Source organism: Methylobacterium sp. Leaf399 (assembly GCF_001424525.1).
In the GTDB taxonomy this organism is placed as follows: Bacteria; Pseudomonadota; Alphaproteobacteria; order Rhizobiales; family Beijerinckiaceae; genus Methylobacterium.
In genome coordinates this window covers 12,679-38,531 of sequence record NZ_LMQK01000014.1, presented here as the reverse complement: position 1 = coordinate 38,531, position 25,853 = coordinate 12,679, and the positions used below count along the sequence as shown (strand labels likewise).

25 protein-coding genes are annotated in these 25,853 nt (G+C 65.8%); 7 read left to right on the top strand and 18 right to left on the bottom strand.

Annotated features, from left to right (window positions below; translation table 11 throughout):
• The first annotated feature begins 56 nt into the window (after window positions 1–56).
• The 4 genes from ASG40_RS21180 to ASG40_RS20470 all read left to right on the top strand — a co-directional run bounded on the left by ASG40_RS21180 (window position 57) and on the right by ASG40_RS20470 (window position 4,713).
• Window positions 57–3,500, top strand: coding sequence for a hypothetical protein (locus tag ASG40_RS21180; RefSeq protein ID WP_274533827.1), 3,444 nt, complete (start codon window positions 57–59; stop codon window positions 3,498–3,500).
• A gap of 79 nt (window positions 3,501–3,579) precedes the next feature.
• Window positions 3,580–3,786 carry a hypothetical protein gene (locus tag ASG40_RS22165; protein WP_244480592.1) on the top strand — a complete coding sequence of 69 codons (207 nt, stop codon included), beginning with the start codon at window positions 3,580–3,582 and terminating at the stop codon, window positions 3,784–3,786.
• 161 nt (window positions 3,787–3,947) lie between these two features.
• Window positions 3,948–4,328, top strand: coding sequence for a hypothetical protein (locus ASG40_RS10650; RefSeq protein WP_055885001.1), 381 nt, complete (start codon window positions 3,948–3,950; stop codon window positions 4,326–4,328).
• A gap of 139 nt (window positions 4,329–4,467) precedes the next feature.
• Window positions 4,468–4,713 carry a hypothetical protein gene (locus ASG40_RS20470; RefSeq protein WP_210168793.1) on the top strand — a complete coding sequence of 82 codons (246 nt, stop codon included), beginning with the start codon at window positions 4,468–4,470 and terminating at the stop codon, window positions 4,711–4,713.
• Window positions 4,714–4,897: 184 nt separating this feature from the next.
• Here ASG40_RS20470 and ASG40_RS21680 read toward each other — a convergent pair whose 3' ends face one another.
• The 5 genes from ASG40_RS21680 to ASG40_RS10620 all read right to left on the bottom strand — a co-directional run bounded on the left by ASG40_RS21680 (window position 4,898) and on the right by ASG40_RS10620 (window position 8,023).
• Window positions 4,898–5,065: a hypothetical protein gene (locus ASG40_RS21680; RefSeq protein WP_200944240.1), complete on the bottom strand. Its 168-nt coding sequence runs from the start codon at window positions 5,063–5,065 to the stop codon at window positions 4,898–4,900.
• A gap of 77 nt (window positions 5,066–5,142) precedes the next feature.
• Window positions 5,143–5,793 carry an SOS response-associated peptidase gene (locus tag ASG40_RS10640; RefSeq protein ID WP_055884996.1) on the bottom strand — a complete coding sequence of 217 codons (651 nt, stop codon included), beginning with the start codon at window positions 5,791–5,793 and terminating at the stop codon, window positions 5,143–5,145.
• A 273-nt stretch (window positions 5,794–6,066) separates the two neighbouring features.
• Window positions 6,067–7,359, bottom strand: coding sequence for a Y-family DNA polymerase (locus ASG40_RS10630; RefSeq protein ID WP_055884990.1), 1,293 nt, complete (start codon window positions 7,357–7,359; stop codon window positions 6,067–6,069).
• A complete protein-coding gene (locus ASG40_RS10625) occupies window positions 7,356–7,811 on the bottom strand; it encodes a LexA family protein (RefSeq protein ID WP_055884986.1) in 456 nt (151 codons plus the stop codon). The genes ASG40_RS10630 and ASG40_RS10625 overlap by 4 nt, the downstream gene beginning before the upstream one ends.
• Before the next feature lie 2 nt (window positions 7,812–7,813).
• Window positions 7,814–8,023 (bottom strand): hypothetical protein, encoded by a 210-nt coding sequence (locus tag ASG40_RS10620; protein ID WP_055884983.1) that lies wholly within the window; start codon window positions 8,021–8,023, stop codon window positions 7,814–7,816.
• 143 nt (window positions 8,024–8,166) lie between these two features.
• Here ASG40_RS10620 and ASG40_RS10615 point away from each other — a divergent pair, with 143 nt between their 5' ends.
• Window positions 8,167–8,568 (top strand): hypothetical protein, encoded by a 402-nt coding sequence (locus ASG40_RS10615; RefSeq protein WP_055884980.1) that lies wholly within the window; start codon window positions 8,167–8,169, stop codon window positions 8,566–8,568.
• 471 nt (window positions 8,569–9,039) lie between these two features.
• The gene (locus tag ASG40_RS20465) at window positions 9,040–9,474 is read left to right on the top strand and encodes a YybH family protein (RefSeq protein ID WP_082524009.1); all 435 of its coding nucleotides are present in this window, start codon (window positions 9,040–9,042) and stop codon (window positions 9,472–9,474) included.
• A gap of 388 nt (window positions 9,475–9,862) precedes the next feature.
• Here the strand turns inward: ASG40_RS20465 and ASG40_RS10610 are convergent, their stop codons facing one another.
• From ASG40_RS10610 to ASG40_RS10585, 7 genes are all read right to left on the bottom strand, one after another.
• Complete coding sequence (locus ASG40_RS10610) at window positions 9,863–10,420, bottom strand: hypothetical protein (RefSeq protein ID WP_055884978.1); 558 nt, start codon at window positions 10,418–10,420, stop codon at window positions 9,863–9,865.
• Window positions 10,417–10,710 carry a hypothetical protein gene (locus ASG40_RS10605; protein WP_156387667.1) on the bottom strand — a complete coding sequence of 98 codons (294 nt, stop codon included), beginning with the start codon at window positions 10,708–10,710 and terminating at the stop codon, window positions 10,417–10,419. The genes ASG40_RS10610 and ASG40_RS10605 overlap by 4 nt, the downstream gene beginning before the upstream one ends.
• Complete coding sequence (locus ASG40_RS10600; protein WP_055884971.1) at window positions 10,707–11,111, bottom strand: hypothetical protein; 405 nt, start codon at window positions 11,109–11,111, stop codon at window positions 10,707–10,709. The genes ASG40_RS10605 and ASG40_RS10600 overlap by 4 nt, the downstream gene beginning before the upstream one ends.
• Window positions 11,111–11,617, bottom strand: a complete 507-nt coding sequence (locus tag ASG40_RS10595; RefSeq protein ID WP_055884968.1) for a hypothetical protein — start codon at window positions 11,615–11,617, stop codon at window positions 11,111–11,113. The genes ASG40_RS10600 and ASG40_RS10595 overlap by 1 nt, the downstream gene beginning before the upstream one ends.
• Before the next feature lie 100 nt (window positions 11,618–11,717).
• Window positions 11,718–12,068, bottom strand: a complete 351-nt coding sequence (locus ASG40_RS20460) for a PadR family transcriptional regulator (protein WP_082524008.1) — start codon at window positions 12,066–12,068, stop codon at window positions 11,718–11,720.
• Entirely contained in the window at window positions 12,061–12,390 is a 330-nt protein-coding gene (locus tag ASG40_RS10590; RefSeq protein WP_055884958.1) for a DUF6527 family protein, read from the bottom strand. Before ASG40_RS10590 ends, ASG40_RS20460 begins: the two co-directional genes overlap by 8 nt.
• Window positions 12,390–13,088, bottom strand: coding sequence for an NlpC/P60 family protein (locus ASG40_RS10585; RefSeq protein ID WP_055884954.1), 699 nt, complete (start codon window positions 13,086–13,088; stop codon window positions 12,390–12,392). Before ASG40_RS10585 ends, ASG40_RS10590 begins: the two co-directional genes overlap by 1 nt.
• A gap of 99 nt (window positions 13,089–13,187) precedes the next feature.
• Between ASG40_RS10585 and ASG40_RS10580 the strand changes: the two genes are divergently transcribed.
• Window positions 13,188–13,373, top strand: a complete 186-nt coding sequence (locus ASG40_RS10580; protein ID WP_055884951.1) for a hypothetical protein — start codon at window positions 13,188–13,190, stop codon at window positions 13,371–13,373.
• A gap of 48 nt (window positions 13,374–13,421) precedes the next feature.
• Here the strand turns inward: ASG40_RS10580 and ASG40_RS10575 are convergent, their stop codons facing one another.
• From ASG40_RS10575 to ASG40_RS22540, 6 genes are all read right to left on the bottom strand, one after another.
• Window positions 13,422–14,165: a hypothetical protein gene (locus ASG40_RS10575; RefSeq protein ID WP_055884948.1), complete on the bottom strand. Its 744-nt coding sequence runs from the start codon at window positions 14,163–14,165 to the stop codon at window positions 13,422–13,424.
• Window positions 14,166–14,173: 8 nt separating this feature from the next.
• Window positions 14,174–16,384 carry a hypothetical protein gene (locus ASG40_RS10570; RefSeq protein ID WP_055884945.1) on the bottom strand — a complete coding sequence of 737 codons (2,211 nt, stop codon included), beginning with the start codon at window positions 16,382–16,384 and terminating at the stop codon, window positions 14,174–14,176.
• On the bottom strand, window positions 16,384–17,244 hold the full coding sequence (locus ASG40_RS10565; protein ID WP_156387666.1) for a hypothetical protein: 861 nt from the start codon (window positions 17,242–17,244) through the stop codon (window positions 16,384–16,386). The genes ASG40_RS10570 and ASG40_RS10565 overlap by 1 nt, the downstream gene beginning before the upstream one ends.
• Before the next feature lie 3 nt (window positions 17,245–17,247).
• Complete coding sequence (locus tag ASG40_RS10560) at window positions 17,248–18,774, bottom strand: hypothetical protein (protein WP_055884938.1); 1,527 nt, start codon at window positions 18,772–18,774, stop codon at window positions 17,248–17,250.
• 3 nt (window positions 18,775–18,777) lie between these two features.
• A complete protein-coding gene (locus ASG40_RS10555; protein WP_055884936.1) occupies window positions 18,778–25,404 on the bottom strand; it encodes a phage tail length tape measure family protein in 6,627 nt (2,208 codons plus the stop codon).
• A gap of 139 nt (window positions 25,405–25,543) precedes the next feature.
• Window positions 25,544–25,837 carry a phage tail assembly chaperone gene (locus tag ASG40_RS22540; protein WP_443136604.1) on the bottom strand — a complete coding sequence of 98 codons (294 nt, stop codon included), beginning with the start codon at window positions 25,835–25,837 and terminating at the stop codon, window positions 25,544–25,546.
• Window positions 25,838–25,853 lie beyond the last annotated feature (16 nt).

Sequence of the window (25,853 nt, the reverse complement as noted above, 5' to 3'; positions counted from 1 at the left end):
GAGCAGCCATCGCATCCTCCTCAGGCTCCAAACCCAAGGAAGGAATCACGACCGAGATGCTGACGCTACCCCGCGTGAGTCCTGCTCAGCGAGGCTTGGTATTAGACGGTAACGATACCTTGCGTGGAAGCATCGGCACCGACAGGATTTATGGCGGCATCGGCAATGACGTCTTGCTTGGGGGTGGTGGAAACGATTCACTGTATGGCGGCGACGGGGACGACGACCTATCACCCTTTGCGGCTTTTCAAGGTGCGGCTGGATCGATCCCGACAGCAGAAACCAACTATGTCGATGGCGGCCACGGTTTCGACACCGTCAACAGCATCCCGCATGTCGCCAATCTGTCAAACTATTCATACAATATATTTGTCGATTTTGAATTGAACAGATTCGATGTTTCTTATGTAAATAGACAAACGTTCGCGGTGACATTAAATAGATCGTCAATCTACAACATCGAAGGTATCGTCGGAACTGCTTATTCCGACATAATCAAAGGCGACATTCACCGTAACGTTTTTTCCCACGGCGTCTTCGTCGGCTCGACGGGCTCAGATATCGTTGATCTTTACGATGGCCGCGGTGGGGCAGATCGCTATGTGGCAGCAACCTTGTTGCCCGGCTACGCTGCACTGCCTACTGGCACCGCACCAGCGGGAGTCCAAGCCTCCTTCGAGATCGGCTACGGGGCGCGCGCGACACAACTCGCTGCGATATTCAATCTCCCGGCCGGGCAGTTGAAGGCCGACGATGGCGTCGCATTGTATATGTTCTGGAACGACGCAAACCAGAACGGCAGTTTCGATGCCGGCGAGCTTCGTGAAGAACTCAACATCCTTACCGGAATCGAGGAGTATCAAGGCACGACCCTCGACGACAAAATCGCGGGATCGGGCAGAGACGAGGTTTTCGTCAGCAGCCTCGGCAAGAATAGTATCGATGGAGGCGCCGGGCGCGATTTCGTTGATTACAGTGGGCTCGGAGCAGGACTGTTCCAAAATGGACAATATCTTTCCATTGGGCTAGCGACCTTTAACGGCATGCAATCCGGCGCACGCATGTTGAAAGCGGATGGTACAGATGTTGTGACGCCGTTATTCGAGGATACTTATACTGGATTCACGATCGAAGGGGTGATCGGCTCGGAGTTTGCCGACGAGATCACGGTGTTTTCGTCGGGTTATGGCACTTCACCTGTCCCAGGAGCGAATACATACAACTACACCGTTTTCGCCAACGGCGGCAACGACGTCGTTCAGGGAAGCCTGGGCAATGACGTTCTCGATGGGGGTGTGGGAGACGACATCCTCGTGGGCGACACCTACTCGCCGGATGATGTCCTAAGCGATGTCTATTATCGGACCGCGGCCCGCGACATCCTCGTCGGCGGCGAGGGCAGGGATGTCCTGGACGGCAACGTTGGTTTCGACATCGCCTCCTACCGGGATGCCAAAACCTCGATCTCTGCCGACCTCCTACGCGGCGAGGGCAATGCGCCGGTCATCGACGGCGTGACCATCACCACAGCCGAGTCGATCGGCGATGTCCTCATCGATATCGAAGGCGTGGTGGGTTCGGCTTTCGACGACGTCATCCGCGGCGGCGAGGGAGCCAACGTCATTGAGGGTCGCGACGGCAGCGACCGGTTGATCGGTTGCGACGGTGCCGATGTGATCTGGGGCGAGGCGGACCCGAATTCGACGGTCCGCTTAGGAACGGGCGATCTGAAGCCGACCGCCGACACCAACCCCGACGTTTGCTGCGATCCGAGCAAGCCCGTCCAACCTCAGAACGCGGGGGCGACCTACGACGACCGTCTGGAAGGCGGCTGCGGCAACGACACCCTCTACGGCCAAGCTGGCCACGACGACCTTTTCGGCAACGAGGATGATGACCGCCTCGATGGCGGCGATGGGCAGGACTGTCTGGTGGGGGGCCTCGGCAATGATACCCTCGCTGGCGGCCGTGACACCGATGTCCTCGAAGGTGGTGATGGCAATGACAAACTCGACGGTGGCGCCGGGTTCGATCTGATCCTCGGGGGCGCAGGAACCGATACCGCGGACTACAGCGGATCTGGAACCGGCGTCACGATCTCCCTTGAGCGCTGGTGGGAAAACCGCGGCGGCGACGCATCATCAGACTATATTCAGTCGTTCCTCGAACTGATGACGCCGATGGAAGGGTGTTCGGTCGAAGCCGTCGCCAGCGCAGCTTTCCTAGGCCTGATCGGGAGCCTCGGGACCGACAACGCGACGACGTCAGCCTATACCTATCAATTGCCGGACGTCATCCTTGGGGTCGAATCGGTGAAAGGATCCGCCTTTGCCGATCTCATCACCGGTGACGCCGGAGCCAACACGCTCGATGGCGCGGCAGGAGCGGACACCCTGAAGGGCGGCGGGGGAGCCGATACATACTACGTCAACGACGTCGGCGATCAGGTCTTTGAAGCAGCGGGTGGTGGCACCGATCGTGTCGTGATCAACATCAGCTACAATCTTGCAATAGGCCAGGAAATAGAAAGACTTGAAACGACGAGCGAAGCGGGTACAAACGCAATCAATCTCACTGGCAATGAATTTGCCAACACCTTGGTCGGCAATGCTGGAACTAACACCCTCAATGGCGGGGCTGGTGCTGACTTTCTCGTCGGCCGGGGCGGTGCGGATACCTATTACATCGACAATGCCGGCGACCGAGTGTCGGAGGCGGTCGGAGGTGGTAGTGATCGGGTCCTGACCATCATCAATTACACACTCGCAGCAGGCCAAGAAATCGAACGGCTTGAAACAACGAGTGAAACCGGCACGGGGGCGATCAACCTTTCCGGCAACGAGTTCGCCAACACACTGATCGGCAACGCGGGGGCGAATGTCCTTAACGGCGGAGCCGGCGCCGATCTGCTTTATGGTCGGTCAGGCGCAGACGTGTACTACGTAGACAACGCGGGCGATCAGGTGTTTGAGACGGCCGGCGGAGGTAGCGACTGGGTTCTAACGAATGTCAGTTACACCCTGGCCGCGGGCCAGGAGATCGAACGAATCGACACGACGAGCCAGGTTGGAACAGGCGCAATCAATCTCACCGGCAACGCCTTCGCCAACACGGTCGTGGGCAATGCCGGCTCCAACGTTCTCAATGGCGGGGGCGGCGCTGACCTGCTCTACGGCCGCGGTGGAGCCGACACCTTCGTGTTCAACACGGCGTTGGGCGGCGGCAACATCGATCGGATTACTGATTATTCGGTGCCAGACGACGCGATCCAATTAGCCAGAAGCGTCTTCACGACGCTCGGCGCCGGAGCCCTGGCAGAGACCGCCTTCAAGGATCTCTCCACCGGCGCGGCAGATGCGAGCGATCGTATCCTCTACAATAAGGCAACTGGTGGGTTGTCCTACGATGCCGACGGCAGCGGCACGGCCTCCGCCGCCCTCCAATTCGCGATCATCGACACCAAGGCCGCGCTTACTCACCTCGATTTCCTCGTGGTGTGACGTAGGCCAGGGTCGTCAGGATGTTGCGATGAGATCCGACGGCTAAGCCCGTGCCGTCGGCAGTTCGGCCACCTGTGTCGTGCAACGTGGGCTGCGCATCTCGAATTTCGTCGACGCCGGAGGTGTGGTTGTCGAGATCATCGCCGTTCGTTACAGCGCAACCATGCCTAACCTCGACAGCCTGCTCGAACGCCTCAAGGGGCGCCAACGCGACCTCATCATGGAAGCGGCGCTATCCGATAGCCTTCCTGCCGACAGCACCCTTCGACGGGATCTCGGAACTTGAGAACGCCATCGCTGCCGTCGAGGCGGTGGCGGATGAAGAGGCGGCGAAGGCACACTCTGCATGATGCAGCGTCCGCATGTCGCTTCGGCCTGGTCATCCTCTCGAACCCTGAGGCGAAGCTGGCGTCGAAGCGAGCGCCCGTCGTTCCCGTCCGAGGCATCATGATCCAAAAGCAGCTTCCTTCCAACGCGACCCTCGCCGACGTCTTTAGGGATCTGGCCGAACCGGAGGAGTATCTACGCCGCCTCCTCGGCAACATGCGTTTCTGCCAAAAGCATCACGGCGCCGCCTTTGTGCGGATCGGCGTCAGCAGCAAGGGAACGAAGGGGTTCGCCCCCTCATATCGCGTGGACTACCCGGCTGCGGACGGTAACCTCGTGGCCTTCAACGGCTTCGGCGGCACCTCGCACAGCGCCTTCACGCCAACCAACACGCTGGAGACCAATTGGAGCCATGATCATCTCGCCATTCGCGAGGTCCAGGCGCTCTACGACGACGTGAAAAAGGACGAGACGCTCAGGGCGCGCTGGGCGAAGGATTGAGGCCCCGCGCTTCCGCGGACGCTCTGTTTAGAAAGCGACGGTCCCGAAATGCCGTCAGATGAAGACGAAGGGCTTCTGAGGGAAATGGTTGCGGCATGATAAAGGGATGACGGCTAGGAGCTTGCTAGGCGGCCTTCCAATGAGCAGGATCGTGACCGTCATGCCTAACGAAAGAGAACTCTACGCCAGCCCCAATGGTGATCGTTGGCATCTGGTCCGTGCCCCTGGCGGCAACGATGTCTTCGTCCGGCACACCGCGAATGAAGCCTCCGGCGGCAACGTCGTCGATTTCGCGATCCCCGTGTTCCTCGGCCTCGGTCGGCATGGTCCTGAGCATCAGGAGTTGTGGCGGCTCATCGGCACGCTCATTGATCAGCAGCCATAGGCTGCGCGGTGCGCGCCACCATATGCAGCTGGGCAGTGGGGAGCGCTACCGTGATCGAGACCGTCAACCAGGCCATGAACGTGCTTGACGCTTACTGGGCCAAACACAGCCTCACGATCGCAAAACCTACCAGCCTCAAGGTTTTACATTTATATGAAAATCAAAAAATTGATTATATATAAAACTAAAGCTGCTTGAGCTTATCAAGATCAAACCATTCTTCTTTTTGCTCTCCATCAACGTCACCATCCACAAACCATTGGCATAAAGCCCTGCTTCCCTCGACACGATATACGGTCATCGTTGCTTCATTATCGTCTGTTGCTACAAAATCGCCAGCCTTGATGTCCATTGAAGGCCTCGTTAGCTAAGATTGCACAATACTTGAGTTTCCGGCGTGAACCGTAGGGCTCTTTATCGAAGCTAATTTCACGCTCCGTCCCTTCGTTCCCCGCGCGCGACCTCGCGCATCATAGTGTCCGGCAGCGGACGCTGCAGAGCCAGGGCTTCCTCCGTCGTCGCCTCCAGCCACGTGCGCCATTCTTCAGGCGTCGTGAGCAGCACCGGCATGGCCTTCGGATGGACCGGCCCGACGACGCCGTTCGCATCACACGTCAGGAACGAGAACAATCGGTGCTCCTCCTCGATGCGGTCGGGGTTCTCGGCTTTGGTGCCGCGCACGCCCGTCCAAGAACGCCAGATGCCGGCAAAGGCGAATGGCGGCCGATCCTCGTCGAGGGCGAACCACGTCGGTGTCTTCCTGGGCTTGGTATCGGCGTATTCCGAGAACGAGGAAACCGGCACGAGGCAGCGATACTCTGGCTTGAGCCAGGGACGCCAATGCGGGCTCTTCACGTTGCGCACGTTGGTGACCGGATGTTCGCCGAACTGCTTGGGGCCCGGGATGCCCCAGCGGAACATCTCCATCACCCGCTCGCCCCCGTCGAGCCGGACGATCGGTGCGCGCTGGTCCGGGAAGATGGCTGGCAGCGCCGGCAGGTTGCCGGTCCGATCCTGCACCACGCCAAAGGCTTCGCGGATCTCCGCTTGCGAGGTGATCAAGCTGTAGAGGTTGCACATCGGCTCAGGTTCTCGACGGCAGGCCCCGTGAGCCCACCGAGCCCAAGGTATCGATCTTGGCTCGACATGCCATGCCGTACTGGTTCGGGACACGGCTACCGGGCTCGCGCTGATAGCGGCATGTCTGGGTCAGCTTCAGGTAGACGTCCCAAATCGAGGCATGCTCGCCGAAGCGACGGCGCAGCCTGTCGAGGTGGTAGACCCCTCGACGCTGGCAGGGGCCGCAAGCGATCTCGATCTGTCGGGCTCGGATGTCGCAAAGGCGCTCCATGGCTAGGCGCGCGCCGTCGGCAGCTCGGCCACCTGCGTCGTGTAGCGCGGGCTCCGCATCTCGAATTTCGTCGACCACGTCCGCTTCGCCGAGAGCCCGGCCCGCGCCGGTACGACGCTTCCGCGGCCGAAGCGGGCGTTACAGGCGTCCATCGCCGCCATGAGGGGACCACTGCGCTCGCGATCGAGCTGGCCGATCAGCGCCCGCGGGCTGGCGTCGAGCAGCATCAGGTCGGTGGTGACGACGCCGGCCTTGGAGTAGCGCCAGGGGCGGCCCTCCGGTGCCTCGCGCCATGTGCGCTCGACGCCGTGCCGGGCCGCCGCGATCAGCGCGAGCGTGTCGTTGGTCGCCTCCGGCAGCGTCACGGTGGTGGAGACGGACCGCATCGGGTTACCGCGGTCGTGGGTGCTAGTGTGGTAGAAGACGGTCAAGTGCGACGTGCCAAGGCCGCCGCGCCGGAGCTTCTCGCCGAGGCGGGTCGCGTGCGCCGCCACCGCCTGCTCCAGCACCGCACGTTCGGTGACGCGGCTGGAGAACGAGCGAGTCACCGCGCAGCCCTTGCGCTGGGCCGGCATCAGTTCGAGCGGCAGGCACGACAGCCCGCGTAGCTCATGGATGATGCGCTCGCCCACCACCGTCATCGCTTTGCGCACCGGACGGGGGTCGAGGTCGCGCAGGTCCGCCACCGAATCGACGCCCATGGTTTCGAGCTTGGCGAGCGACGCCCGGCCGATACCCCAAACCTCCCCGACGTGGATGCGGCAGAGCCAGGCCGCCCGCTCGTCCTCGTCGGACAGGTCGCAGACGCCATTGAGGTCGGGGATCGACTTGGCGATGTGGTTGGCGAGCTTGGCCAGGGTCTTCGTCGGCCCGATCCCCACGCACGTCGGAATGCCGGTCCAGGACCGGACCGTCGCCCGCAGATCGCGGGCGAGTTCGCCGCGCCGGTCGGGATGCACGTCGGACAGATCGAGGAAGCTCTCGTCGATCGAGTAGATCTCCACCGCCGGCGCGAAGTCGCGGTAGACCGCGTTCGTGCGGGCCGACATGTCGCCATAGAGGGTGTAGTTCGACGAGAAAACCCGCACCCCGTCCCGCCGGCACTGCTCGCGGATCTTGAAGAAGGGGTCGCCCATCTTGATACCCAGCGCCTTGGCCTCGGCAGTCCGGGCGATGGCGCAGCCATCGTTGTTGGACAGCACGATTACCGGCACCCGGGCGAGCTTGGGGTCGAACACCCGCTCGCAGGAGCAGTAGAAGCTGTTGCCGTCGATCAGCGCGATGGCGCGGCTCATCGCACCAGTCCGGCGCGCGCGACGTGCCAGCGGATCGTGAAGCGAACCACGCCCCAGATCTCGCCCTCGGCCGCCTCCTGGACGGCGAAAGCCGGCAGGTCCGGATTGTCGAAAGCCAGCCGCGCCACACTGCCCTCGATGCGCAGGCGCTTGATCGACATCTCGCCGTCGATCGCCGCCACGACTACGCTGCCGTTGCCGGCCGTCAGGCTCCGATCCACCACCGCGAGGTCGCGATCGAAGATGCCGGCAGCCCGCATCGAGTCACCCGAGATGTTCCAGGCGAAGGTGGCCGGCGGGTTGGGCGCGAGCCAGCGCGGCAGCTCCAATGCCCCTTCGAGGAAGTCGTCGGCCGGTGAGGGGAAGCCGGCGCAGAGCGCCGCGCCCATGATCGGGATCAGGACAAGACCGGCGGCATCCGGGGCAATCTCGACGACCTGACGGACTTGCATGGTCAGGCCGCGGCCGCAGGCAGCTCGCCTCTGACATAACCGCGAGAGACAGCGCGCAGGGCCTCGGACAGCTTGGCTTCCATCGCTAACAGGTCGCTCACTGCCCAATGCAACGCCTGATCGACGTCGCCCTGCGCCGCCTCGATGTAGGCGGTGGCAGCGACCTCGACCTCGGTCATATCCATCATCGCGGCGATCTGCGCTGCTGTCATTGGCCCGTCTCCACGAGGAACGAAAGCAGAACGCACGCCACCTGCGGCGTCGTCAAACTAGCCGCGGCGACCCTGTGGACAACGGGGAAAGGGGCAAACGAATCATTGCCAGGGGGAGCGTCACGCTGACGACGTTTCGGGCCATGATGGCCGACGATGAGACCGGTAAGACAGTCGGCTGGACTTGCACGGCGGCTGTCCGCAAGCCTGTTCCCGTCGACGTCTTCGCGGCCCGCCTCGCTCCGCACATCGAGGCGCGCGAAAAGGCCAAGCACGACAGCCCTCTCGCTGGCCCATGGGAGACCAACGCCAGCGCGCGGGAGTGGAGCCTGCTGGCGCCGGACGGGACGGCGCATCGCTTTCGCGATTTGGCGCTCTGGTTGCGCGAGCGCGCCGACCTATTCGACCCGGCCGACGTGGCCGAGCGCCCGCAGAGCAGGACAGGCGTCAGCACCAATGCGCAGGCGCAACTCGGCAAGCTACGGCCCGAGCGCCGAGCCGGCCGAAAATCGTGGAAAGGATGGACATGGCTGACGAGACAGTGACGCCCAAGCCTCCCGCTGGGCCGCCCCAAGCTCGCTGACCGCCCGACAGGCACCGAATATACCCACCGGTCCCGAGCCGCCCGTGGCGTCAGCAGCGTCGGGCTCTCCCGCAAGACTCTGGACGCCATCGCGCGGATCATGGCCGCGACCGGCGAGGGAGATAGGCCGTCTGTGATCCGCAGGCTGGTCGAGGCCGAGGCGGATAAGATTGTGGGGGCCTGACAAGTCCATGCCGATCACCCCACCCCTACGCATCCGACCGACCGGAGAGGCGATCGTGGTCGAGGATGCGCTGGTGGACATTGGCGAGCGCGAGGCTGTGATCCGTGCGCAGGGCTAGGCGATCTCACATGAATACGCGCGGTTGGCACTGATGCAATCAAACGCTTGTAAATGACGCTTTGAATTCACGAGTTGAAAATCTATGATCGACAGAGTCGGCTTCAACGATTGCCGACGAGGGAGGAGAAGATGAGCATAAAATCTCTATTCCATGCCGCCGTAATCGCCGGGTTGTTGTCGACCCCGCAGGCCGCCATGGCGGATCAAATGCAGGATGATGCTCAGGCTGCAGCCGATCGATGGGATCAGGCATACAATGCTGGCGAGGTAGATAAGCTCAGTAATCTCTACGCATCGGATGCAATCGTAGTCACCAAAGGCAAGCCGCAAAGCGGAGAAGATATTGGAAAGTTCTTCTCTAGTCTTAAGTCAAAGGGTTGGGATGACCACAAGACCGTTGTGAAATCTGCTCAGCCAAAAGGCGATCTTGTCATCGTTACGGGTCGGTGGGAAATGACTGGGCCAGGACCGGACGGCGCCAAGAAAAAGTTTGAAGGTAATTGGGTGAACGTTCTGGAAAAGAAGGACGGCAGCCTTAAGACGGTGCTTCACACTTGGAACTGATGTGGATAGGCGAGCGCTTGGCTCGACGGCCGGGCGACTCGCCTATCTAGGTGAGCTTGCTACCTTATAACGGAGTTCTGTGCGCAAGATGCTAAGAAGCCCGGCGCGCCAATGAGGCGGCCGGGCCGAAGTTTGGGGTATGGCCCTTGGAGACCACCCGCACCATCGGCCAGATCGATCCTGATGTCACGACGAAAAAGCCCCGCGAGCCGTGAGGCCGCGGGGCAAGTTGAGGTCATAAGCATCATCAGCAATCGAGGTGGGGGACCATCTCGATGGGCCGATCATGGGGAGCCGGACGCCGGGCGCATTCATAAAGATCAACGAAAAGCCCCGCCGCGGCGGATGCCGGGCGGGGCTCTGGTAGTGCGGGGATGGTGGGCGAGGGTCAGCCCATGAAAGGCGATCGCCACGTGATCTCACTGAGATAGGGCCGCAGCTCCTCAACAAAGCCGGCCACGTCAGGCCGCAGGACGGCGACCGTGTAGCCGAGGCCTACGCCGGCCAGAAGGGCGACCCACAGGCGGGCGAAGTTCGGGCGTGGCACCTCATTCTCAATTGAGCGCGGGGCCGTTAGGTGGAGGAAACCGCCGACGATCTGCCACCACAGCCACCAGCCGTTGAGGTCGTTGTTGACCATCCACGGTGGCTGGCCGGCCATGCGCCAGAGCAGGAGATAGATGCCTGCCATCGCGGTACCGAACCACGCGACCACGATCCCCATCGTGAGCTGCTGAGCCTGCACCGGGGAGGGCGTCGTCAGGAACTTGATGACGCCGGGCGTGTAGGCGACGACGATGGTGGCGCCGACCGAGATCAGGATCGCACGCAGCCATTCGGTCTGCGAGTTGGTATCCAGCCATGGCGCGACCAGCCAGTACGAGAAGATGACGGCGGTCCCGATCCAGAAAGTCTGGCTCCGGCCGATCTGCGACAGCCTGCTCAAGATCGGCCCTCCAATAGCTTCAGGACTTCGTTGACAGCGGCAAGGCCGGGGTCGCGCCTGGCGCGCTCTCGGGCTCGCTTCTCGCGCGCGAGGCGACGCAGCCGGGTGTCCTCGATGGCGGCCAGAAGCGCGGCCTCTTCGGCCTGGACCGACTCGGCGATCTCGTCGGCCGTGGCCTCGGCCTTGCTGCTGGCGAGGACGTTCTCGGCGAGGATCGCGTCGAGCTGTTCCTGGCGTGCGTCGACGCGGTTCGGTCGTAGCCATCCCATGAGGCGCTCCCATCGGGTCATGCCGCCCCCTGTCGTTGACGGGCCAGCAGTTCCATCACCGCGTTCACCCCGGTCAGGTGGTTGGCGACCGTGTGCCGATTCTCCTGGATTTCCTTGGCGGTCTCCTGGCCCTGCTCCCTGAGAGCTTCGGCCGCCGTCGCCTGCGCGACCTGCATCCGTTCGAGGGCGCCGGCCTGTGCCGCGATGGCGGCCTTGCTGCTCTCGGCCGTCACGATGACCTGGCCGACCAGATCGCCATATCGGCCGTAGGCCTTGACCAGCAGCCAGAACAGCACGCCGACCGCGATCAGCAAGAACACGCAGAAAACGCCGAGAATCTTGTATTGCAGCAGGACCTCGGCGGCCTGCGTCGCGGCCTGCGTGGCCTCGGCGACCTGGGCCTGGGCTTCGGTGATCCACATCAGCGGGCGAACGGCAGGCTCGGCAGGTCACGGATGAGCGGCGACAACGTGTTCGCGTCGCTCACGGTCTCGTCGAACTTGAACTCGCGGAACAGCCGCTCGACGATGCCCTTCGGTCCGCCGGCCGCGTCCTTCACCCATGCGTCCGTCGAGCCCACCGCACGCTCCAGGCCGACGCGGAGCAGCTTGTTCGCGACCGTCACGTTGTGGACCTTGCCCACCGCCGCGCCCTCGACGGCGTTGATGGCGTAGTCGGCCGCCAGCTTCACCATCCGGTCGACCCGCTGCGTGGTGAGCCACATCTTCGCCCACCAGGGCAGGCGGACGGCGGCGACGGCGATCGCGGTGGCGGCGAGGGGGATTGCGGCCTCGACGACCGCACGGAAGAGAGCGGCGCCCCAGTCGCCCCAGGGCAGAGGGACGGCGGTGTCCGCCACGGCTTGCGCCAGCGCGGGAGGGGCGAGGACGCAGGCGAGCGCCAGCGCCGCGAGAGCGATGCGGATCATGATGGTTCTCACGATGTGGGAGGGGTGCGCGGCGACCGGCCGGCTCGGGGGATCCTTGCAGAAAATGCAAGGAAGGTCGGACCTACGGGAATCCGTAGGGTCAGCGGCGGGTGAAGAGGTCGAACAGCAGCCGGCCGAGCCGGGCCCAGGGCGACGGGTTCTGCGGGATCGGCGGCGGCAACGATCGAGCGTGACGCGCGCCAAGATCGGTCAGCGCATAGAGGCGTGGCCGCGGCCCGCCCGGCGCCGCTGCGACGTCCCAGCGGCTGCGCACCAGCTCGCGCTTTTCCAGGTCGGCAAGCGCGGGATAGAGGCGTCCGGCCCCAATCCCCGAGGCTTTCGAGATGGACGCTCCAGAGGGCGCCCGATATCTTTGCTCCGCGAGGTGCCGGACGATCCGGTCGGCGCAGGTCGGCGAGGGCGGGAAGACCGGGCGTCGACCGTCAGTCATTGGACGCCTCGTCGAACGCTCGAAGCGGCACCGTCTGCCCGGCGAGTTCGTGGCTACAATCGCCGAGGAACTGGATCTGCCCGTCCGTCACGAACGAGTGGCAGACCGCCGGCGGGGCGCCGTCCTTGCCGACGTCCGCGCCGTCGTATCGAACGAGGACTGAAGGCGTGAAGGTCGGCCGGTCGTAGTCGCCGTTGAAGCCCCAGCGCGGTCCAGGCGCCGCGTCCGTGCTGACGCGAAGACCATGAGCGCCGTCGCAGCCGGGGCACCAGAAAAGGACATAGCCGTCCGAGCCGGTGCGGAGGATACCGCGGGCGCCCATCAGGCTTCCGACACGCCGGAGCGCGCCCCCGCAATGGTCGTGGGCAGGGTGGACGCGGCCGGGATCGGCACGTCGGAGGGCCAGCGGAAGGCGGTGATCTCCGACCGCTTGAAGGCGGCCACGTTCACAGCGTCCGACTGGTTGCCGCCGAGCAGGAAGACCTGGTCCTTGCTGGCGCCGACGACGAAGCCGACGTGACCCTGCCATGTCGAGTTGCCGCGCTTCTTCGTGGCGATGCAGCCCAAGACCGGCGCCTTCAGCCCGACTCCCCATGCCTCGTAGGAGCGCGCCGCAAGGCTGCCTGACGGCTTCCGCCCGGCGCGATGGAGCACGGCACCGCAGAACGCGGCACACCACGCCACAGCATCGTCCTTGATGCCGGCAAAGCCCGCGTCGGCGAAGTAGCGGACCACCCTCGGGTTGTTAGCCTTACCGATGCCCTCGACGGTGCCGACCTCGCCTGCGGCCAGCGTCAGCCACGGCGGCTGGTCGGGCTCGGCCCGGCGCTCGGAGGTGTCCACCGCCCCCAGCGCCTTGATCGTGATCGGCCCCGCGATGCCATCGGCGACGAGCCCGGCAGCCCTCTGGAACGCCGTCACGGCCGCGATGGTCTTCGGCCCGGCGTCGCCATCGGCTCCGGCGGGGCCGAGGTCGTACCCGCGCGCCAAGAGAGCACGCTGAATCTGCGTGGTGTCCATAGGTCGTCTCCGAGATCGGTGGTGGTCGTGGCTTGGGCCGGGTGGCGAGGAACCGTTCCGGCCCCCGCGCTTTCCTCAGCGACAGCGCGCGAGGGTCAGATGCACATTTTCCAGGTCAGGCAGAACTCGACAGGCGCGATCCTTTGGACAGGATCTGCCCAGGATGAGGAGGCCGCCCTGCAAGCGATGGCCCATGATGCCGGCCATGTTGGCGCGGAAACGATCCCGGAGACGATCAGCGATGGGGGTCTGACGGTTGAGCGTATCGAGCCCAAAGACGCCTAGTCCGGCTCGGGCCGGGCGGCGCTGCGAGCGGGTGTCAGGTCGAGCGGGTCACATCCCGCGCTGGGTCAGGTAGCCTTCGAGGGTCGCCAGGGAGGCGGCGTTGCCGGCGGCGAGGAGGTCGGCATTGTACCAAAGGTTCAGCGCCTGCCGGCCGCCGAAGGCGATGATCGGCCCGCCCATCTCGAACTTGTTGATGACGGCGGACGACGGCCGGTTGACGGTCGGGGTGCCGAGGACGAGCGTGTTGCCGACCTTGATCTTCGGCGAGTAGTCGGTGCCGATGCTCGCGATCACGCGGTAATACTGACCGGCGACGATATTTACGCCGACGAAGTTGTCGCCGTAGATCAGCCGCAGCGAGTTGGAGGCCGTCTGGATTTGCGCCCGGTTGTTGCCGGTATTGTACTGTCCGCAGACCTGTTGCGAGCCGCTGAGGTCATCGAACTTGACGACCGAGACGAACGTGAACACCGCATTCGGGTCGAAGACATCGGTCTGCGCCGTGTACGATGCGATATCCGCCTTCGCGAACTGCAAGACGTTCCGGCGAAGCACGTCGTCATAGACCAGGGTGGCGCGCTTGGCTGCGTTCGCCTGCAGCAGCGGATTGCCGCCGGGCTTCCACGAGTTGATCTGCGAGGCCTTGCCGTCGACGAGCGTCAGGGAGCTCAGATCGTCGATGTTCCAGCCGTTCTTGAACAGCGGGTTGGTGGTGATGAGGGTCCGATAATCGGGGATCACGAGGAGCCCGGTGTTCGTCGGATAGTTGATCGGAATACGGGTTTGCGCCATGGCGACCTCTACACGGTGACGGTGGAACGGTAGGCGCAGACCCAGGTGTCGACCGTCAGCTTTGGGAAGTAGATCGACGGCGGGCCAAGGCGCTTGACGTTGCCCCAGGCGGGCGAATGCGTGGCGGTCGCTGTGTCGGCCCGGCCGTAAAAGGCATGGGACGCCTCGACGTTGGTGCCGGACGACGGCATCGTGACCGGGATCACGCGCACCTTGTTCGCCGTGAGGGTCACCTGCGAGATCGGGATCGCCGCGCCGGCAACCCGGAGCTGGAAGCCCTTGTCCCCGAACTCCTTGATCTGCGTCGTGTCGAAGGCGAGGTCGTCAAAACCGGACGGGCGCGTGACGTTGAACGTGAAGCCGCCGCCCTCGGGCACGACCGACGTGATGCGCGCGCAGTCCCACGACTGGCCGAGGTCGAGCACCTTGTGCTTGACCAGTCCTTCGAGCTCGCCGATCCGCACAGTGGCGAATGCATCGTGGTGGATGTCGTCGATGAAGCCATACGGGAAGCGCGGCCCGATCAGGTGGACGCGGGCGGCGTTGTCGACGGCGAACTGAACCTGTTCGAGGTAGGAGCCTTGTGCCTTGCCAAGGCCGATGCTCGCCGCGGTCTGGTCGATGAAAAAGTGCAGCGGATCGCCGCCGGGGCCGTTGAGGGCGAGCGCGTCGTAGGACGCCACCATCTCGGCGAGGCTGCTGTAATAGGGCAGCATGTCGCCCGGGCTTCCGTCGGCCGCCGCCGCATGTGTGAAACCGACCGAGCGAAAGCGGATGGTCTTGCCGTAGCGGGCCGCCTGGGCCCTCGCCGCGGCGATCATGTTGAGGCCTTCTTGCCAGGGCGAGATCGACCCCTGGCTCGTCGTCGAGTAGGCGCCCGGCCGAAGCTGAGGCCACGTGAAGCCCGGGTATGCGTGGCAGAACTCAAGGATCGGCCGTTGGTACCGGCGGGCCCCTCGCCGCAGCTTGGCGAGCGTTTGGGACGCGACGTAGCCGATGTTCGCGCCCGTCGACATCTTGAGGCCGATCAGGTCGACGATGGCCGATGTCTCGAACGGTGCGCCAACCGGCGAGATCGGCCCGCCGGCGCGAGCCAGTGTCATCACCGTCTGAGCCTCGCTCATGTCGGCGATTGTCGGCGGGACGGCCTGCCGGTCGGCGTCGTAAAAGGTCTCCCGGGCGTAGTAGTGATTCATCGACCGCCAGGACTGGCCGTAGCTGATCGCCGCCTCCATCTCGGGCGTGTCGAGGATGCTCGGGCCGCCCGCCCGATCCGTGCGGATGACGTAGGGCAGGGCCGCGCCGTCGCCACCGGAGCGGTACCGCAGGAAGTCGCCGTCCCGGCACGTCTCGAACGGGTTCCCCGGGGCCCCGAGAGCGATGACGGTCTCGGGCGGAAGGTAGGCGTTCCGGTAGCTGTCGATCCAGCTTTTCGGGCTCAACCGGAGCCAGACCAGGCCATCGTCCGCGACCGCGAGGGGCGCCACGCCATTGAGCCCAATAAGGGCCCATGAGTAGCCGGAGTCCGACGGCGCCGCGACGATGCGCAGATCCCGCAGAACGACATCACCTTCGAGGCCGACCGCGAGCGGCGTCTGGCCGAGCGCATCGCGCGGGCCCGCCCAGGAGTAGCCCGGAAGGTCGTCGAACCGGCCGAGGATGTCGGACAGGTAGCGAAGGATGTCCTCGGAGATGAGCTTCGTGACCGGGTAGGCCTGCGTGCGCACGGCGAGGCCGGGGATCGTGTTGTCGTCCTTCTTGATCCACGACCCTGTGCCCGAGGCGCCGCTTTTGACGTAGTAGCCGGCGCCCGCGCCCGTGAAGACCTCGCCGATGGCGCCGTCGGGATAGTTGAGCGAAGACACGAGGCCCGTGCCTGCCACGCCGCCGACATCGGCGAAGGTGTCCCGGCCAACCCGACCGCCGCCGACCGCGGCCTGCGCAGCGTTACGGGCGGCCACGGCATCGGCCACCGCGGCCGTCAGGGCGCCGGACGAGCCGTAGGCGGTGAGCGCCTGCCCGATGGCCGTCGCCGCCTCAGTCGTGAGGGCGCTGAGGCCGGCGCCAGCCAGCGCGATGTCGGCCAAGGCCCGGGTGAAGTTTGGCCTGTGGCCGCCGTTGGCCAGGCCGCCGGGGTTGGCGTCCGGATCGTAGGCCGCGTTGTTGTAGAGGCTCAGCAGGCGCGTCAAAGCCGCCTGCTGCTCGGGGGTCAGAGCCATTACAGGGATTCCTCGACGACGAAGGACGTTGAGATGGCGGGGGAGGACAGGCGGCGCAGGCTCGGCGCCTGGCGGATGGTCCCGATCATCGCCTCGCGCTGGTAGCCATCGAGGTCGTCCGGCGAGGGGACGACGACGACCTGGTTGTGCCGGCCGGCCCGCGTAGCGATGCGGAAGACGTCGCGGAAGGCGGTGTCGCGGAGGTACGGGAAGCCGAACGAGAACACGCGGCGCACAGCGCGCGGGTTGAAGAACTTGGTGCCGCCGCGGCCCTCTTCCTCGTCGGTGAGGAATTCGAACGACAGGCCGTTATCGTCCGGCGCGTAGTTCATCTCCGGGGACCACGCCCTGCCGATGAACAGCCGCCCGATCTCGATGAAGCCGGCCGGGTTGAGGACGTCGTTGATCTCGAACCGCCAGTACCGCGCGCCGATCAGCTCGGGCGGGATGTGAAAAAACGTGATGCCCTTCATGACGTCGTCGGCGCCGCGCACGACGCCGGTCCAGAAGGCGTTGTCCTCCCATTCCAGCGACAGCGACTGCTCGATGGCGCCGGGAAAGCCGAGGGTGCCGCTGTCGTAGAGGACGGTGGTCAGGCTGGATTCGCGGTAGGCCCGGATCCGGATGGTGGCGCCGGTGGTCGCGTTGACTGGCCCCAGCGCCAGGCCGCCGACCACTTCCTGCGCCGACAAGGTGGCGACGAACTGCGTCTGCGAGGCCGACACGCCCGTCGAGCGCGCCACCTCGCCGAGGTAGGGCGTCGCCAGCCGGCTGAGGTCCATAGACGGGCGCCAAGCCCCCCCCGAGAACGTCGCGGCATCCGCAAAATTCTCGTAGAGCAGCACGAGGTTGCGAGCCAAAGGCTACCCCCAGAGGTCGAGTTGCACGCGGTTGGCGCTGGCGTCGTCGACCCGGCCCGTCACGACGAGGTTGCCGCCGGTCAGCAGGTGGCGCGGGAGCGTCAGGCTGACGGTCTCCCCGAGCTCCACCCCAATGGCGAAGCGGCTATCGACCCGGATGCGCCAGAGCGCCCGCTTGACCGAGAACAGGGCGAGCAGGCGGTTCGCTTCGGCCTGCGCCTCGACCAAGTTCGCCAGCCCGGTCTCGACGGTTAGGACGCGAGCCGTCAGCCATCGCGCTTTCGTGGCCGGGTTCTCGGCGACCGCCTCGCGCCATTGCTGCGCGTTCGCGGCGCGGCGGGCGGCCGATACCGCCCCGACGAGATCGCCCTCGCCCTGGACGACGCCGATCGGCCGGTAGCGCACCACCACTCGCCAGGTCGGGATGCCGGTGTCGTCCGAGCCGGTCGCGAGCCGCTCGACATCACCGCGCAGCTGCCAGTTGGCGAATGAGGCCACCGGCATCGTCGTGGGCCCGGTGAACCGGCCGACCTGATAGAGGCCCTGAGCGGTCGTGATGATCCAGGCGCCGACGCCTCGGAGCACTTGGCCGATGGCGGTCATGACCGTCACGTCGCCCTGCACGCGGATCCCGTTGATGGCCGGCGCCGCCGTGTGCAGAGCGTCGAACGAGGCGGTGTCGATGGAGCCGGCCGGAACGCCGGCGTCCGCGAGCATGGCCTGCACGATGCGCGCACTGCTGCGGTTGGCCGCCGCCGCACCGGCGACGACATCGGCGGTCACGGCGCGTGCCGGCGTGCCACCGAGGCGGATCAGCCCGAGCGCCAGGCAGGTCCGGTAGGAGCCGGCGGGGATCGTCGCGGCGGTCAGCGCGGCCAGCGTCGCGGTATCGCCCGCGTTCGTGAGGGCCAGCCCTCCGTCATAGGCGATGATCGAAAACGCCGGCCGGTCCGAAGCCTGATAGATCAGCTCGAACGGGTTCACGTTGGTCGGGGCGATGTTCCAGACGACCCCGTAGATGCGCGGCTTGAGGGTCGCCGCGAGGTCGCTGGTGCCCTCGGCGCCCTGTCCCGCCGCGTTGGTCGTCCCGGCATAGGCGGTCGTCAGCAGCGGCCGATCCAGGTCGATCAGCGGGTCGTAGAGCCTCAGCCGGATCGTGCGGAACACGTCGGTGACGTCGACGCTCTCGATCCGGCCTCGGACAAGGACCATCGCGCTGGCATAGGTGCCGCCGGGCTCGACCGCCTTGACCACGCACGGCCGGCCGTCGAAGGCGTAATCCGCCCAGGCGTCGAGCACGCCGTCGGCGTTGATGATGACGATCTCGCCGAAGCCGACCGTGGGTGTGCCTTGGCCCGCGCCGCCGCTGAACAGCGCCCGCTCGAACGAGGCCGGTTCCTTCAGGCGCGGCGAGAAGTGCTTGTCGGCCGGCGTGTCGGTCGGACCGGTGTTGTACCGGTCCGATGCGGCATAGAGGGAGACCACCCCGGACCCGTCATGGGCCTGGAGTTCGACGGTGTAGATCGTCATCGGCTACCCCGTCTTGCGGAGCTGCTGACGCGAGGCCGTGCGGTTGCCATCCTCGACGGCCGCCGTCGTGCCCTTCACCGCGCCGATGGTCTGCAGGTGGCCCGCCTCGGCGATGTCGTTGCCGTCGCGCTGCTCGGCCCGCAGCGCTGCGACCTCCTCCCGAAGCGCCCGGATCTCGGCGATGAGGGCGGCGTTGTTGCTGCCCCCGCCGACCGGCATCGGCAGCGACATCGGGACCGGCATGGCGACCGCCGGCAGGTCAAAACCACGGTTGTCGTTCATGGCGTTGAGCGTCGAGACCCCGATGCGCCGGGTCGCCTCGGCCGTCAGCACGAACTCGCCATTGGAGAGGCGGGACTGAATGCTGTCGGAGGTGCCGGTGCCGGGCCCGGTCACGAGCCCGCCCGAGGCGTAGGCGACCGATCCGAAGTTGTTGTTCTTTACGGCGATGACGGTGTTCGCCGTGTTGTAGACGATCTTGTTGAGCGCCGTGACCATGTTGTTCTGCAACGGTGTGCCGTTCAGGAATACGGGGTCGGTGCGGAACTGATTGTTGAGCGCGATCAGCTGATCCTTCTGCGTGCCGGCCATCGTGTTCATCGCGCGAAGGGTTGCCTCCTGCGACGTGGTGAGGGTCTTGATCGCGTCGAGGAACGTGGACTGCTGCGTGCCGATCGTCTCCAGGCTTTTCAGGAGCACGCTCTGGGCGTCGAGAATGGCCTTCTGCTGGTTGGCGATGGTGTTGGCGCTCTCGCTAGCGGTCTTGGTCGCTTCGGTCTGCACCTCGATCCCGGCGGCGCGGGCGCGGACGAGTTCGAGCTTGTCGAGCTGCCCGTCGCCGTTCGCGTCGATCGCGTCGAAGATCCGGCGGGCGTCGGCCTGCTCTTTTACCGTGGCCAGGTGCCCGATAGCGAAGGTCAGTTCGTTGTAGTCGAGCTGCCCGTTCACGCTGGTGTCGAGCTTGTCGAAGTTGGCCGTCAGGGCGGTCGCCAGGGCCGCCGGGCTGTTGGCCTCGATCGCCGTCTTCAGGACGGTGCGCAGCAGTTCGAGCGCGCTGAGCATCCCGTCGCTGTTCTCGTCGATCGACTTGAACAGGGCTTCGGCCGCATCCTGCTCAGCCTTCGTCGCCAGGGGCCCGAGCCCGGCGGTGAACTCGGCGTAGTCGAGCAGGCCGTTGACCGATGTGTCGAGCTTGGTGAAGTTCGTGTTGAGCGCGGTTGCGATGAGCGCCGGGCTGTTCGCGGCGAGCGCCGTGAGGAGCTGACCGCGCATCAGTTCGGTCTTGGTCAGCAGGCCGTCGCCGTTGGTGTCGATGGCCTTGAACAGCAGCTCGGCCGCGTCCTGCTCCGCCTTCGTCGCCAGCGGCCCCAGCCCGGCCTTAAACTCGGCCACGTCGAGCAGCCCGTCGAGCGTGGTGTCGAGGGCGTCGAAGTTGATGGTCAGGGCGTCAGAGATCAGCGTGGGCGAGTTCGCCTCGATCGCAGCCTTGAGGGTCGCCTTCGAGGCGTCGATGGCGTTGACGATGAACTGCTCGGCCGAGACCTGCTTCGGGAGCGCCGTCAGCTGCGTCTTTACCGCGTTGAGGACGCCCTGGTAGCCGGCGCTCGACCCGTAGTAATCCCGCGCCGCGTCGAGCAGGTCGCTCGCGTTGCCGGTGATCCCGTCGAGGTCGTCCCGGTTGCCCGTCTTCGCGCCGGTCAGGCGGGTGCTATAGGTCGACTGCGCCGCGGCCAGCCGGGCGGCCGGCGACAGGGTGCTCTCCGGTCCGGCGCTGAGGCCGTCGACGAAGTCGCGGATCGAGCGCGCGAACGTGTCGTAGGCCGACTTCGCCTGCTCCATCGTCTGCCGGGTCGATTCCGCCGCGGCCTGGTTGTAGTCGCGCACGATCTTGAGGCGCTCGGCGAGCTGCGCGGCCTCCATGTCGGCGATGGCCTCGCCGCCGGCCTTGACCTCTTCCTCGCGCTCGCGCCGGGCCTGCCGGTCATAGGCGGCAAGCTGCCCCTCCAGCGTCGAGGCATCGTTACCGGCGGCGAACCGCCGATCCTGAAACCCGAGCGCGCGGGACGCGGCCGCGGCTTTGGCCGCCGCCGTGTCGAGCGCGGCCGAGAACTCGACGACCTTGCCCTGCAGCGTCGGGAAGCGGGTCACGAGGTCGTCGAACGCTGTGCCGGTCAGCTCGGCCTCGTCCACGATCTTCTGGCCGGCCGCGCGCAGGTAGGCCTCGACCTGGCCGGCATCGCCCCCGACGAGGGCGCGATCGGCGCTGATGGTCCCGATCTCCTTGAGTAGGTCGGCCGCCTCGTTCAGGTAGCCGCGGCCGGTCGCCTCGTTCACCTTTGCGGCGAGGTCGCGGTCGAAGGCCTCGCGCAGCGCGTCCATCGCCTTGGCGGTGCGCTCGCGGATCGCGGTCGCCGCGTCGTCGGCCGACATGCCGAGATCCCGCAGAACCTGGCCGAGGCCGGCAGCTGTGCCGTCGATCCGCATCATCTCGCTCTGGACGGCCGACAGGGGCTCGACCGCCGACAGGCTCGCCAGGGCCGCCTCAGTCGCGGCAGCGCGGGCGCGAGCCGAGTTCTGCTCCACGTCGGGCAGGGAGAGGCTGTCCTTGACGAAGGACTTGAGGCTTTCGCCCAGGACGGCGACCGCTGACACCGCCTGTCCGAACGGACCGGACGGCCCGAGCCCGGCCGACAGGTCGCGCAGCGTGCCTTCGAAGCCGGCAACGAACTGCTGGCGCAGCCGGATCGTGAAGCCCTCGAAGTCGCGGACCAGCTTGTCGGCTGCCGCCTGATCGCCGCCCTTGCTGGCCGTCACGGCGCCGGACTTCATCTGGGCAAACGCGGCATCGATCTGACCGCCGACGCCGCCGGTGGCCTCGCCGCGGAAGGTGCGACCGAGTTCCTCGATCTGCGGCTTGGCCTCCTCGTAGGCCTCGCGGTAAGCCTTGAGCTGCTCCTGGATCTGCTTCGCGCGCTCCTTCTTGGCTGCCGATTGGCCAAGGAGGCCGCCGATCAGACCAGCACCGGCGCCGACCACCGCGCCAACGGGCCCGAGCGAGGCCCCGGCCAAGGCGCCGCCCATGACGCCCATGAGCGGGGATTGCGACTGGTAGCCGATGGACGCCCCTGCAAGTCCGGCCACGAGCCCGCCGCCGAGGGGCGAAGACGCAAAACCGCCGGTCTTGCCGTCCGCTCCCTTCGCGGGCTTCAGCAGGTCGCGGAACGAAGAGACGATGCCGTCCTCGGCGCCGGTGCCGACGGCCTTCTCGATCGCCTTGGTGTCGAAGATCTTGGTGATGTCGAACCCGGAGCCGCCGCCGGCAAAGCCGCCCTGGCCACCGAGGAGCGGGGCGATGACGTTCTGCTCGATCAGCCGCGTCCCGATCCGCGAGAACCCGCGCGAGAAGCTGTCGAGGAATCCATCGAGGCCCTTGTTGCCGGCCTTGAACATGTCGTCGAAGATGCCGGACACCACCGACGAGATGTCCTGCGCCATACGCTCGTACTGCGCTTTGGCGACCTCCACGTCGGACCGCAGTGCGACCTTGTCGAGGTAGGTCCGGCTCTCGGGCGTCGTCGTGCTGATGCCCTGGCGATCGAGGCCCTGCTTGGCCTGCAGGATGGCCAGTTCGCGTGCGCGCACAACGACCGTTTCGCCGACGAGCTCGGCCTCGCGCTCCAGCATCTTGATGCGACGGCCCTCGTCCTCCGTCATGCCGAGAACGCGAGCGCGGTCCTCGACGCTCAGCTGCGCCTCAGTGGAGGCGCGCAATTCGTCGTAGCGACGGGCCAGGGCGGCCTTAGCCTCGCCCGAAGCTGCGTCGCGCTCGACGGCCACCCTGGCCAGCTCGATCTCGCTCGCCTGGACGCGTTGTGCCTGGGCCGAGACCATGGTGCCGGCAGCGACCTTGTCGTTGAGCCGCTGCTGCATCTGGACGTTGTCGTTCTGCGCCCGCGTCCGCTCGGCAGTCTGCCTGCTGAGGGATGCAATCCGCGACTCAAGCTCTTCCTTGATTTTGGCTTCCCGCTCATCCTCTCCGAACGTGCCAGCGCGAATTTGCTCTTCGACCTTCCTCGCCGCGGACAGGTACTCGACGGACTTGCCCTGCTTTGCTGTCGCCTCGGCCAGGACGTTTGCCGTCGTGGTCTGGTCGTTCATCGACCGGCTCTGATCGACAGAGGCTTGGCGCGCCTCGGCAAGCGTCCGCCTATAAGCATCCGTCGACTGGTTGGTGCGCTCGGCCGACGAGGTGACGGTTCCGAATGCCGCGGCTAAAGCCTGTTGTCGGGCAGCCTCCGCACGCTCCTCTGGAGCCTTCGCCTGCAATGCCTGAAGCCCGGCACGCAGCACTTCGTTGGCCTTGTACCGCTCCATGTTGGCAGGGCCGCCGGCAACGGCGAAGTCGCGCTCGGCCGCAGCAGCACGCGCCACCGCCTCGGAGGCGGCAGCGATCCGCACCGGGTCCCCGCCCTGCAGTTCCAGCGCGTTGAGCGCCTTGTTCGCCTCGACCTTCTGGGCCTGGACGCGCTCGTAGGTCGCCGCTTCCGAGACGAGGGACTGAATAGCGCCCTTCGCGGCGGCATCGGCGTTCTGCCGGACACGCCGACTTTCGAGTTCGGCTTCGGCGCCCATGTTCCTGAGGTCGCGACGGAGCCCCGCGATCTTGTTGTCGGCGGCAGACGTGTCGACGTCCGGCGCGACTGCGCGGAGAGTGCCACGAGCCATGACAGCCCGGTCCAACTGCTCCTGGACAGGAAGCGGTTTGCCGATGTTGGCCACGGCCTTACCCGTGCTCTCGGCCAAGTTCTTGAAGCGCTGATCCAGGTCGCCAAGGAATCGCTGCAGCCCGGTCATCTTCTCCTGAGCGGTTGCAAACGCCTGCCCGAAGCGGTCCGCAACAAGGATCTGCGCCTCCATCGTCCGGCCGGTGTTGAGGAGGGCACGGACCTGATCGTCGAGCGCGGCGTCGAAGTTGCCGGCCTTCTTCGCCAGATCCTCGTACCCACCCGAGCCGAGCGTGGAGAGGCCCCTGGCTACCACCTGCGCGGCCTCGGCCCGGTCTTGGCCCGTTGCCTTGGCGAAGTTCTCGGCCGCCGTGATGCCCTGGGCGAACACGCCACCCATGACGCCACCGGTGCGAATGAAAGCCTTTTCGATCTCGCGTGCGCCGGCGACGGTAATCTCGCTCGATCGGGATGCGCGCTCGGCGATCGCCTGAACCTGATCGGCCGTGACACCGGCGCCGCGGCCCGCGCCGAGAAGCGCCAGTTCTACATCCCGCTGCGCAGCTACGAACCGATAGGCAGCCACGGCCGCGGCGATCGCACCGACCGCGAGGCCGCCGAAAACAAGGTTCGCCGGTGTCGCCAACCTGAGCAGGAAGTTCCCGACCTCTTTCAGACCGCCGGTGACGCCGCGGGGCCCATCGAGAGCCTGATAGATCTGGCCACCCTGCTGCGCGATGACCATAAATGGCGACGCACCGGAGGCGAGCGACGTGAAGACGTCGTTGACCTGATAGCCGAGGCTCGTCCACGCCTGAGCATGTAGCGTGGTAGCTTTGGTGTTGGCGAGCTGAGCCACCTCGACGCTTTTAAGCGCGCGGACCTGTGCGGCCCCTTGCGCTCCGAACGCACGCCACTGCGCTGCAAGCTTTTCGCTCGCCGCGAAAGCTGCCCCCTGAGCCGCACCCTGACCTGACAAGGCCGCCCACTGGCCGCCGGTCTTGGCGGCAGCACTCGCCCGCTGCTCCATCGCCCGTGCAGCCTCGGCCGCTGCGGCGGAGGCATCCCGCTCGGCCTTGCTCAGCAGCCCAAGCCCTCGCACCTGCTCGGTGAAGGATGCCTTCCGGCGATCCAAGGCGGCGGTGTAGGCATCCTCGGAAATAGCACCGACGGTCAGAGCCTGACGCATCTCGGCCAGTTCGGCGCGGTACTGCCGACCCGCCGCGAACAACGGATCGAACTTGGCGCGCAAGGCGTCCATCTGCGCACCGTAAGCCGCGATGTCCACACCGCGATCGGGTGTCACCGTGACCTGGGCGACCTGGCGCTCGACGGCGGCCTTCGCGACCTGAGACTGGCGCTCAATGGCGCTGGTCTGATCGCGCATGGCGGAGGTCGCCTTGATGCGGGCCTGCATGGCCAGATTGGCCGAGATCGCGCCAGATTTTTCGGCGTCGGCGATCGCGACGAGGGATTCGCGAAGTCTCAGCTGGGCTGCGAACAGGGGGTCGTACTGCGCCCGCGTCCGGGCCAGCGCGGCGGCGTTGTCATTGTGAGCCTGCGCTGCTTGGGCGGCGGCCTGGGCGAGCCGCGACTCGCTTCTGGAGAGAGCGGACACCGCAACATCATAGGCGGTCGTTCCCGCGAGGCCCTGCTCCATCGCACGGTTCACGAGCGCCTGCCCGCGCTCGACGGACTGCTGCATCTTGTAGGCGTTGTCGTTGGCGCGAGCGAACCGATCAAGAGCAGCGGCAACGCTCAAGGTGCGCCGCTCGACCTTCTCCGACGACGACACGACGCCTTCGTTGGCGCCGGCGAGCCTGCCCGCAGCCGCAACCGTGGCGTCGACGCCGACGGCAGAGGCTTCAAGGCGATACTCGTCGCGGATCTGGTTGATGGCGACCATAGGGCCTCCGATTGCAGCCGGCAGTTCGCCGCGCCATGGTGCGCGCCGGCTTTGGGAGGGACTGGGCAACGCCCCGCCCAAAAACCCGAAAACCAAATCGCGGAGATCGCTACAATTGACGCGCAAAGAGTAGGACCGATCAGCCCTTGCCTTTCGCCTCTTCCGCCGCGCGCTCCAAGTAGACCCGATCCTGCCCTCGGATGAACCGACGAAACCGCTCGAACTCGTCCAGGTTGTCGATCCCGTACCGCTCGGCATAGCGATCAATGGCAGACCATGGGATGGGGCCGCAGCCTCCTATGGCGCCGATCAGACGATCCGAGGAGAGATCCGAAAAGGCATCACTCGCGAACTGCAGGTGAGGCCAGAGGTCCGGCTGTTCGAGGAGCGCCCTGGGCTGGAAATCCGGGTCGGCCTCGACCTCGGCTTGCAGCCATTGCAGGTGGTCA